Source organism: Streptomyces thermoalcalitolerans (genome assembly GCF_039525155.1).
In the GTDB taxonomy this organism is placed as follows: Bacteria; Actinomycetota; Actinomycetes; order Streptomycetales; family Streptomycetaceae; genus Streptomyces; species Streptomyces thermovulgaris.
In genome coordinates this window covers 103,314-113,406 of sequence record NZ_BAAAHG010000017.1, presented here as the reverse complement: position 1 = coordinate 113,406, position 10,093 = coordinate 103,314, and the positions used below count along the sequence as shown (strand labels likewise).

Genomic DNA, 10,093 nt, shown 5'->3' with positions numbered 1-10,093 from the left:
GTCTGGAGGGTGCGGCGTCGAGGCGGCGGTGGCGACGGTGTCCGCCGGGGTCTCGGCCCTGGGCGGCACGCCCTCGGCCGCGCCGTCCGCGGTGCGGTCACCGTGCCGGGCGGACCGTGCGCGGCGCAGCGCGTCCCGTGCGGCGGCGCTCGGGCGGTTCGTCTCGTCCGGCCGGTCCGTCCCGCCCGGTGGTACGCGCTCGGGGCGGGTCGGCTTCCGGGAGCCTTCGGCCGCCGGGGGCTGCTGCCGGCGGGCGGCGCGCAGGGCTCGGCGGGCCGCGTCGGCGGGGCGTTCGTCCATCAGGTCTCCCTCCGCAGCGAGACCAGGTCGGACAGCTCGCGGTCGGTCAGTTCGGTGAGGGCCGGCTCGCCGGAGCCGAGGATCGCGTCGGCCAGGGCGCGCTTGGCGGCGAGCATCTCGGCGATGCGGTCCTCGACGGTGCCCTCGGTGATCAGGCGGTGGACCTGGACCGGCTGGGTCTGGCCGATGCGGTGGGCGCGGTCGGTGGCCTGTTCCTCCACCGCCGGGTTCCACCAGCGGTCGAAGTGGACGACATGGCCCGCGCGGGTGAGGTTCAGGCCGGTGCCGGCCGCCTTCAGGGAGAGGACGAGGACCGGGGTGGCGCCGCTCTGGAAGCGGTCCACCATGCGCTCGCGCTCCGGGACGGGCGTACCGCCGTGGAGGAGGTCGACGGGGATCGCGCGGGCGCCGAGGTGGGAGGTGATCAGGCGGGCCATGGCGACGTACTGGGTGAAGACCAGGGCCGAGCCGTCCTCGGCGAGCACGGTGTCCAGCAGCTCGTCCAGCAGGGCGAGTTTGCCGGAGCGGGCCGCCAGGCGGCCGTCGCCGCCCGGCGGGGGCTCCTCCTTGAGGTACAGGGCCGGGTGGTCGCAGATCTGCTTCAGCGAGGTCAGCAGTTTCAGGACCAGCCCGCGCCGGGCCATGCCCTCGGCCGCCCCGATGGCGTGCATCGACTCGCGCACCACCGCCTCGTACAGCGCGGCCTGTTCCCGGGTGAGCGGCACCGGGTGGTCGGTCTCGGTCCTGGGCGGGAGTTCGGGGACGATGCCGGGGTCGGACTTGCGGCGGCGCAGCAGGAAAGGGCGCACCAGCCGGGCCAGGCGCCGGGCGGCCTCGCCGTTCCCGGCGGCCGTGCCGTTCTCCACCGCGCGCGCGTGCCGGGCGCGGAAGGACTTCAGCGGGCCGAGGAGTCCGGGGGTGGTCCAGTCGAGGATGGCCCACAGCTCGGAGAGGTTGTTCTCCACGGGGGTGCCGGTGAGGGCCACGCGCGCGGGGGACGGGATCGTGCGCAGTGCCCTCGCGGTCGCCGAGCAGGGGTTCTTGATGTGCTGGGCCTCGTCGGCGACGACCATGCCCCAGGACTGCCCGGCCAGCAGGGGCGCCGTCGACCGCATGGTGCCGTACGTGGTGAGCACGAAGCCGCCGTCGAGACCGTCCAGGGTGCGGTCCGGTCCGTGGAAGCGGCGGACGGGGACACCGGGCGCGAACCGGTTGATCTCCCGCTGCCAGTTGCCCAGCAGGGAGGCGGGGCAGACCACCAGGGTCGGTTCGCCGCGCGCCCGCTTCAGGTGCAGGGCGATGACGGTGACCGTCTTGCCCAGGCCCATGTCGTCGGCGAGGCAGCCGCCGAGGCCGAGGGAGGTCATGAGGTCGAGCCAGGCCAGGCCGCGCAGCTGGTAGTCGCGCAGGGTGGCGGCGAGGCCCGGCGGCGGCTCGGCGGGCCGTACGCCGGCGGTGATCCGGTCCCGCAGGGCCGCCAGCGCGCCGACCGGCACCGCCTCCACCGTCTCGCCGTCGACCTCCGCGGTGCCGGTGAGAGCGACGGACAGCGCGTCGACCGGGTCGAGCAGCCCCAGGTCGCGTGCGCGGGCCTTGCGGACGAGGGCGGGGTCGACGAGCACCCAGCGGTCCCGTAGCCGCACCACCGGGCGGTGCGCCTCGGCGAGGGCGTCCATCTCGGCGTCGGTGAGCGGGTCGTCGCCGAGCGCCAGCTGCCACTGGAACCGCAGCAGGTTCTCGCTCGCGAGGAAGTCCGTGCCGTCGGCCGCGGAGCCGGGTGCGGGCCGCACCACCGCGGTCGCGGTGAGGTCCTGCGCCAGGTCGCGCGGCCAGTGCACGGCGACCCCGGCCGCGGCGAGCCGGGGCGCGGCCTCGCCGAGCAGTTCGCCCACCTCGTCCTCGGACAGGGCGAGTACGTCGGGCACGTCCTGTTCGCAGAGCCGGTTCAGCGGCGGCCAGACGCGGGCCGCGCGCCGCAGGGCCAGGGCGGCGTCCACGCGTGCGCGTGGGCCGAACGCCGCGTCGGCCTCCCCCGCCCACAGGGGTGCCGCGTCGGTCACGAGGGTGGGGTCGGCGAGGCTGTGCACCTGGAGGACCGCCGCTCCCGCCGCCCGCACCGCGCCGCCGTCGCCGTCACCGCCCTGGCCGCCCTGGCCGTCCCGGCTGTCGAAGAGGTCGTACGCCGACAGGTCCAGCCGCAGGGAGATCCGTACGCCCGCGTCCATGCCGGCGGCGACCTCGGCGGCCCAGTCGTGGGCGTGCGGCAGGTGCTGCGGCCGGCGGTCGGCAAAGGGTTTCCCGCAGGTGCGGGGTGCGGCCGGGGTGCGGGGCAGGGTGTCGGCGACCGCGTCGAGGAAGGCGCGCAGCAGTGCCTCCGGCTCGGGCAGCCGGAGAGGGCCCGGTCCGGGCAGCGGGACCGCGTGGCCCTCGTACGGCAGGGCGGCGGCGTTCGCGCGCAGGTGGGCGATGTCGTCCGGGTCGAGGGGGCCCGCCCGCCAGGCGTCGTGCGCGGTGGCGGTCAGGCCGAGCAGCAGCCGTCCGCCGGCGACGAGCCGCAGGGCGTGCAGGGCGGCGGCGCCCCAGCAGGCGGTGGCGGGATGGGCCGCCGGGTCGTGCCGGGCCCGCACGAGGTGGGGCAGCGCCTCCTCGACCGGCAGCGACAGCGCGGGGACGCTTCTGCGGCGCACGCCCGCCCCGTGGCGTCGTACGACGGTCAGCTCCGTGTGCGCGGGACGGCGGTGCCCGTGGTCCCCGGTGAGGCCGTCCGCCGGCCACACCTCGCCGTCCGGGTCCCAGAAGGCGAGGCGCCCCTCGCGCGGCAGGGGTGCGGGCAGGAAGACGGCGGCGAGCCGCACGGGCAGGCCGTCCGCCGTCCGGTCCGTCTCCGCCACGGCCGTGTCGCCCATCCGTCCTGTCACCTCCCGCCCATCGTCGCGTCCGTCGAGTCAGCCGTTCCCGACCATACGGGCGGGGTCCGACAACCGGTCCCGGCGACGGCCGGCCTTCCTCCTTCCTCCGTCCTCCGTCGGAGCACGGCCCGTCCGCCGGGGCGCGATCCGTCCGCCGGGACGCGGCCCGTCTGCCGGGACGCGGCCCGTCTGCCCAGGGCACGGCCCGTTGCTCCGAGCACGGTCCGTTGCCCCGAGCACGGTCCGTCCGTCAGGGCACGGTCTGGGAGACGACGTACACCATCGGCAGGTCCGGGTCGGACATGTTGACGACGACGTCCTGGGTGGGAGCGGGGTTCTCCTGTTTGTGCGTGAGCCCCCACCAGGGGCCCGGGCCGTTGAACGTCCAGCCGGTGATCCTCCGGTCACGGGCGTTGATGGTGATGTCGTCCTTCTCGAGGTCGCCCCGGTTGACCCCCATGGCCTCGAGGAAGGTGTCCAGGCCGGCCTGGGTGGTCCGGAACTGGACGTAGAGGCGGCTGGTCTTCCAGTTGTTCGTCTCGTACGAGGCGACCCGGTCGGCCGGGTGCGGTATCGGCACCTGGTAGAGGCGGCGCTGGACCTTGGCCGGATAGGTGGGGGTGAGGCCGGTCGCCGAGTACTTGGCCTCCTTGTCCTTGCCGCTGTCGCGGCTCTGGTTGGCCGAGATCACCAGGTAGCCGGCCGGGATGCCGATCAGCAGCACGATGATCAGCAGAGTGAGGGCCCTGCGGCGGATCCGGTGGAAGCGGTCCTCGACGCGCGGGGGCGGTGGTCCGGCCGGAGACGCCGTCTGACGTGGCAGCGACGTCGTCACAGGGCCTCCCGGGCCGCCCGTCGTGCCTCCGCGTACCGCTCGTAGCGCTCGTACCGCTCGACCCGGCGCCGCTTGGCGCGCCGGAAGCGGCGGGCGACCAGCCGGGCGAGATCGGCGGCGCCGACCATGCCGGCCTCGGGCCCCAGCTGGGCGCGGGTGATACGGGCCTCGGGCCGGTAGCCGCGGCCGGTGAGGTGGCGCTTGAAGGCGTCCCGGGCGGGAGCGATCAGCAGGTCGTCGGCCGCGGAGACACCGCCGCCGATGACGAAGCAGGACGGGTCGAGGGCGGCGGCGAGGTTGGCGATGCCGACACCGAGCCACTGGCCGATGTCCTCGAGCAGTTCGATGCACATGGCGTCGCCCTCGCGGGCCAGCTCGGTGATCACCGGACCGGTGATGGCGGAGATGTCCCCCTTGACGCGCTCGATGATCCCGTAGGCGACCGGGGAGTCGGCCGCGGCCAGCTCGCGTGCCTCGCGCACCAGGGCGTTGCCGGAGCTGTACTGCTCCCAGCAGCCCCGGTTGCCGCACGGGCAGCGGTGGCCGCCGGGCACGACCTGCATGTGCCCGAACTCACCGGCGACGCCGTACTTGCCCCGCTTGACCTGGCCGCCTTCCAGGATGGCTCCGCCGATGCCGGTACCCAGCGTGATCATGACGAGGTGGTCCTCGCCCCGGCCCGCGCCGAAGCGCCACTCGGCCCAGGCGGCGGCGTTGGCGTCGTTGTCGACCAGGACCGGCACGGACAGGCGCTCGGAGAGACGGTCGCGCAGCGGCTCGTTGCGCCAGGACAGGTGGGGGGCGAACAGGATGCGGTTGCGGTCGGCGTCGACCCAGCCGGCCGCACCGATGCCGACCGCGTGCACGTCGTGCCGGTCGGACAGGTCCAGGACCAGTTCGACGATGGTGTCCTCGACGACCTTCGGGCTCTTGGACTTGTCCGGGGTCTCCGTGCGGAGCCTCTCCAGGATGTTGCCGTCGGCGTCGACGACGCCCGCCATCACCTTGGTGCCGCCGATGTCGATGCCCACCGTGGGCACCCGGGGTGCGGTCAGGTGGGAGCGACGCTCTCGGGTGCCCACAGTCCGCAGTACGGGGGCACGACGGGAGCCGATGGGGGCGGTGAGGTCGCGATAGGTGCTCATCGGGGCAGATTCTGCCGCACGGCCGATAACGGTACTGTACGGGGGAGCGGAGGGGTGAGCACCGGTTCCCGGCACATGCGGGCCGCTCTCCCCTGTGGCCGGTGACGCGGGTCGCCGGGCACGTCACCGTCTGTCGTCTGCCGGATCGGCCCTTCCGGGGCACCCCGCCATGCACGGGTCCGCCGACCGCTGTGTCCCGCTTCCGGTGAGACGGAACCGGGACCGAACCGGGACTGAAGCAGGACGAAAACGAAACGAAAGCGCAACGAGAGCGCATGGGTGCGGGAGGGGACGGCCTCCCGTCCGGTCCGTGCGACGCGAGTGCAGGTCCGCGCACTGCGGGTCGTGGGTCCCCGCGATGCGGGCTGCGGGTGATCCGGACAACACCCGGACCGTGTCTCCGTGCCACCGCCGCACCCTCCGGGAACCGAGCACCTTCACAGCAGCATTTGAATGCACATTCGAGAGCGGTGAAGGTTCCGTCGGCCGGCGGTCACCCTGTCGCCGGACACCGGGACCCGCGGCTTCCACGACCGGGGACTCCCGGCGGGCCGAACCGTTCCGGACACGGCGAGCCCCTGGACGCGCCACGCCCGTCACGGACACGCGACACCCGTCATGGACATGCGACGGCCGGCCCCGGGCCCGACGCGATCAAGCGATCAGGACCGCACGAGCAACTGGAACTCGAAGGAGTAGCGCGACGGCCGGTAGGTGTGGGTGCCGTACTCCACCGCACGGCCGGTGTCGTCGAAGGTGACGCGCTGCATGGTGAGCAGCGGAGCGCCCTTCGCCTCGCCGAGCCGCTCGGCCTCGGCGGGGGTGGCGGCGCGGGCGCCGATGGACTGGCGGGCGCTGTGCAGGGTGATCCCGGCGGCGCGCATCAGCCGGTACAGACCGGTGGCCTCCAGTTGGCCGGTGTCCAGGTCGAGCAGGCCGAGCGGCAGATAGTTGGTGAGGTACGCCATCGGCTCGCCGTGCGCGAGACGCAGCCGCTCGATGTGGTGCACCTCCTCGTCCTCGGTCACCCCGAGGGCGGCGGCGACCTCGCCGGACGCGGGAACGACCGTGTTGACCAGGACCTTGGTCGTCGGACGCTGTCCCGCGGCCTCCAAGTCGTCGTAGAGACTGCTCAGTTCGAGCGGACGCCGGACCTTGCTGTGCACGACCTGTGTGCCGACGCCGCGGCGGCGCACCAGGAGTCCCTTGTCGACGAGCGACTGGATGGCCTGGCGGACGGTGGGCCGGGACAGGCCGAGCCGTGCGGCGAGCTCGATCTCGTTGCCCAGCAGGCTGCCGGGAGGAAGAGTGCCCTGCTCGATCGCGGACTCGAGCTGCTGGGACAGCTGGAAGTACAGCGGCACCGGGGAGCTCCGGTCCACACTGAGCTCGAGCGAGGCGGTGGGGTCCACGTCTGGTTTCGGCACGGCCCGAGCGTAATCCCACCACCGGTGGACGGGAAGCCATCTGGTTTGATTGTCCTGACATACTGATTGACAGCGTGCGGGCTCCACCTCCACTTTGTTTCCATGCGCATCGGGGTCATCGGTACGGGCCGCATCGGAACTGTTCATGCAATTACGCTCAGCCGCCATTACGAGGTCGGATCACTGATTCTCACGGACGCCGATACGGCGCGGGCGCAGGAGCTGGCCCACCGGCTGGGCGAGACGGTGGCGCCGAGCGTGGACGAGGTCTTCAAGTGGGGTGTGGACGCTGTGGTGATCACCACAGCGACCTCCGCCCACGCCGAACTGATCAGCCGGGCGGCACGGTCGGGGCTGCCGGTGTTCTGCGAGAAGCCGATCGCGCTGGACCTGCCGGGCACGGTGCACGCGATCGAAGAGGTGGAGGCGGCGGGGACGATCCTGCAGATGGGCTTCCAGCGCCGTTTCGACACCGGCTACACCGGCGCCCGCGAGGCGGTGCGCTCGGGGCGGCTCGGCCGTCTGCACACGGTCCGCGCCCTCACCTCCGACCAGGCGCCGCCGCCCGCGGAGTGGCTGCCGCTGTCCGGCGGGCTGTTCCGGGACACGATGATCCACGACTTCGACATCCTGCGCTGGGTGACGGGGCGTGAGGTCTCGCATGTGTACGCGGTCGGGTCCGACGCCGGTCCCGCGATGTTCCGCGAGGCCGGTGACATCGACACCGGTGCGGCACTGCTCACGCTGGACGACGGCACCCTCGCCACGGTCACCGCGACCCGGCTCAACGGCGCGGGGTACGACGTCCGCATGGAACTGGCCGGGGAGCTGGACCAGATCGTGGTCGGCCTCGACGACCGTACGCCGATCGCGTCCACCGAGCCGACCGGGCCGCCGGCCGCGGACAAGCCCTGGTCCGACTTCCTGGAGCGCTTCGGCCCCTCCTACGAGGCCGAACTGCGCGCCTTCGTCCAGGTCGTGCGCGGTGAGCGCCCCAACCCGTGCGACGGCCGCGAGGCCTTGCAGGCCCTGCGGATCGCCGAGGCCTGCGAGATGTCCCGCCGCGAGCGCCGCCCGGTGTACCTGGCGGAGATCCCGGGAATCCCGGGCGGGCCCCGGACGGCGTTCCGGTGACGGGCCCTCAGCCGCTCCGATGACGCCTGCACGCCCAGCTGCCTTGCGGGACAGTCGACTTGTGTCCAGGCGAAGTACGTCCGGACACAAGTCGACCAATCCGCACCCGGTTGCCAATCCGCACCCGGCGGCCGGTCCACACCCGGCGGCCGACCCGCATCCGCCACATCCGGCGGCCGGCCCTCACCGGACGTCCGGTGCGCACCAGGCAACCGGTGCGCACCGGACAATTGACCAGGCGACCGCTGCGCAGGGAGCGAACGCCCCTGCGTCGAGCCGGGGATGACCGGACCGGCGCTACCAGCGCACCGGCAGGCTTCGCCTGCCCCGGATCAGCATGCCCGGAAACCATTCGCCGGGCGGGCCGTCGAGTGCCAGGGCAGGAGCGCGCCGGAGAAGGGTACGCAGGGCCGTGCGGGTTTCCAGACGGGCCAGAGGGGCGCCCAGGCAGTAGTGGATGCCGTGGCCGAAGGCGAGGTGGCCGCGGGCGTCGCGATGGATGTCGAACCGGTCGGGGGCCGCGTAGCGTCCGGCGTCCCGGTTGGCGGCGGAGAGACCTATCAGCACCGGCTCGCCCCGCTCTATGACGATGCCCGCGATCTCCAGGGGCTGGGCGGCGTACCGGAACGTGGCGGTCTCCACGGGACCTTCGTACCGCAGCATCTCCTCGATGGCGTCGTCGATCAGATCCGGGTCCGCGCGCAGCTCCGCCAGCTGCTCCGGGTGGGTCAGCAGGGTGTGCACGCCGTTGACGATGAGGTTGACCGTCGTCTCATGGCCCGCGATGAGCAACAGGAAGGCCATGTCGCGCAGTTCCTCGGCGGAGAGCCGGTCGCCGTCCTCGGCCGTGGTGCGGATCAGGGCACTGAGCAGATCGTCGGCCGGTCCGGCGCGGCGCTTGTCCTCGATCAGCTCGGCGAGGTACACGAGGAGCCGGTCCACCGCCCGCTGCTGCGCCTCCTCGCTGGTGGGGGCGACCATCTCGTTGGACATCTCCCGGAACGCGGCCCGGTCGATCTCCGGCACGCCCAGCAGTTCGCAGATGACCGTGATCGGCAGCGGATACGCGAACGCCTCCACCAGGTCCGCGTGTCCGTGCGGCAGCATCGCGTCCAGCAGGTCGTCGGTGATCCGCTGGATCCGCGGCTCCAGTGCCTTCACACGGCGCGCGGTGAACGCCCGCGTGACCAGCGCGCGTAAGCGCGTGTGCTGCGGCGGGTCGACGGCCAGCAGATTCTTGTCGAACGCCGGTCGGCCGGCGAAGGGCGGCGTGTCGAGCGAGCTGACGTCCTTGGCCAGGCGGGGGTCGGCGAGCGCGGCGCGTGCCTCCTCGTATCCGACGACGAGCCAGCTGTCGTAGTTCTCGGGCGGTGGCAGCCGCACCCGGTGCACCGGGCCGAGTGCGCGCAGTTCGGCGTAGACGGAATGCGGGTCCTCCCGGAGCTTCGCCCCGTACTCGTTCAGGTCGATCGCGTCTGCCATCACCACTCCCCTCCGGAGTGCGGAAAGACTGCCGGTGCCCGGTCAACGCACGGCGCATCCGCGAAGTGCCGGACCGCCGAAAAGCGCCGCGCCGCCGGAACTCGCCTCAGGGCATGTCCTGCTCGAGGAGTCCCGCGTCATGGACGAGCAGGGCGATCTGTACGCGGTTGTTGAGGCCGAGCCGGGCGAGGATGCGGGAGACATGGGTCTTGACGGTGGCCACGCTCATGAACAGTTCGGCCGCTATCTGGGCATTGGCCAGTCCGCGGCCGACCCGGACGGCGACCTCGCGCTCGCGGTCGTTGAGCGGGGCGAGACGTTCCCGCGCGCGGGCACGCCGGTCGTCGGCGGCGCCACCGGCGGCGTGCCGTATCAGCTGGCGGGTCACGGCGGGCGAGAGCACCGGATCGCCGGCCGCGACCCGGCGTACCGCCTGCACGATCTCGGCCGGCGGAGTGTCCTTGAGGACGAACCCGGCGGCACCCGCGCGCAGGGCGCGCAGCACCTGCTCGTCGGCGTGGAAGGTGGTGAGAACGATGACCTGGGGTGCCTCGGGGTGTCCGCGCAGCTGTTCCGTCGCCGTCAGACCGTCCACGCCCGGCATCCGTACGTCCATCAGGACGACGTCCGGCCGGGTGCGGTCGACCAGGTCCCGCACCTCGCTGCCGTCGGCCGCCTCACCGACGATCTCGATGTCGTCGGCGCCGCCCAGCATGAGGGACAGACCCGCTCTCACCAGCGGGTCGTCGTCGACGAGAAGCAGTCGGATCGTGCTCATGGACCCCACCCAACCAAAGCCCGGGCCCCGTCGACCACCCCGGGTCGGTTGTGCAGGGGGAGGTGTACGGAAGGACCTGTCGA

General features: G+C 73.0%; 7 protein-coding genes and 1 pseudogene. 1 reads left to right on the top strand and 7 read right to left on the bottom strand.

The genetic code is table 11. The features are described from left to right. From ABD224_RS13175 to ABD224_RS13155, 5 genes and pseudogenes are all read right to left on the bottom strand, one after another. Window positions 1-300: pseudogene (locus ABD224_RS13175) on the bottom strand (SWIM zinc finger family protein); the annotation flags it as partial. Then, window positions 300-3,206 (bottom strand): DEAD/DEAH box helicase, encoded by a 2,907-nt coding sequence (locus ABD224_RS13170; RefSeq protein WP_344049677.1) that lies wholly within the window; start codon window positions 3,204-3,206, stop codon window positions 300-302. The gene ABD224_RS13170 and the pseudogene ABD224_RS13175, both read right to left, overlap by 1 nt. Before the next feature lie 253 nt (window positions 3,207-3,459). Continuing rightward, on the bottom strand, window positions 3,460-4,044 hold the full coding sequence (locus ABD224_RS13165) for a sugar kinase (protein ID WP_344049676.1): 585 nt from the start codon (window positions 4,042-4,044) through the stop codon (window positions 3,460-3,462). Next, complete coding sequence (locus ABD224_RS13160; RefSeq protein WP_344049675.1) at window positions 4,041-5,189, bottom strand: ROK family glucokinase; 1,149 nt, start codon at window positions 5,187-5,189, stop codon at window positions 4,041-4,043. The genes ABD224_RS13165 and ABD224_RS13160 overlap by 4 nt, the downstream gene beginning before the upstream one ends. A 662-nt stretch (window positions 5,190-5,851) precedes the next feature. Next, window positions 5,852-6,601, bottom strand: coding sequence for a GntR family transcriptional regulator (locus ABD224_RS13155; protein ID WP_344049681.1), 750 nt, complete (start codon window positions 6,599-6,601; stop codon window positions 5,852-5,854). A gap of 117 nt (window positions 6,602-6,718) precedes the next feature. Between ABD224_RS13155 and ABD224_RS13150 the strand changes: the two genes are divergently transcribed. Next, the gene (locus tag ABD224_RS13150) at window positions 6,719-7,750 is read left to right on the top strand and encodes a Gfo/Idh/MocA family protein (RefSeq protein WP_344049674.1); all 1,032 of its coding nucleotides are present in this window, start codon (window positions 6,719-6,721) and stop codon (window positions 7,748-7,750) included. A gap of 297 nt (window positions 7,751-8,047) precedes the next feature. Here the strand turns inward: ABD224_RS13150 and ABD224_RS13145 are convergent, their stop codons facing one another. Then, on the bottom strand, window positions 8,048-9,232 hold the full coding sequence (locus ABD224_RS13145) for a cytochrome P450 family protein (RefSeq protein WP_344049673.1): 1,185 nt from the start codon (window positions 9,230-9,232) through the stop codon (window positions 8,048-8,050). Between the two features lie 106 nt (window positions 9,233-9,338). Further along, a complete protein-coding gene (locus ABD224_RS13140) occupies window positions 9,339-10,010 on the bottom strand; it encodes a response regulator transcription factor (RefSeq protein ID WP_344049672.1) in 672 nt (223 codons plus the stop codon). Window positions 10,011-10,093: the final 83 nt, after the last annotated feature.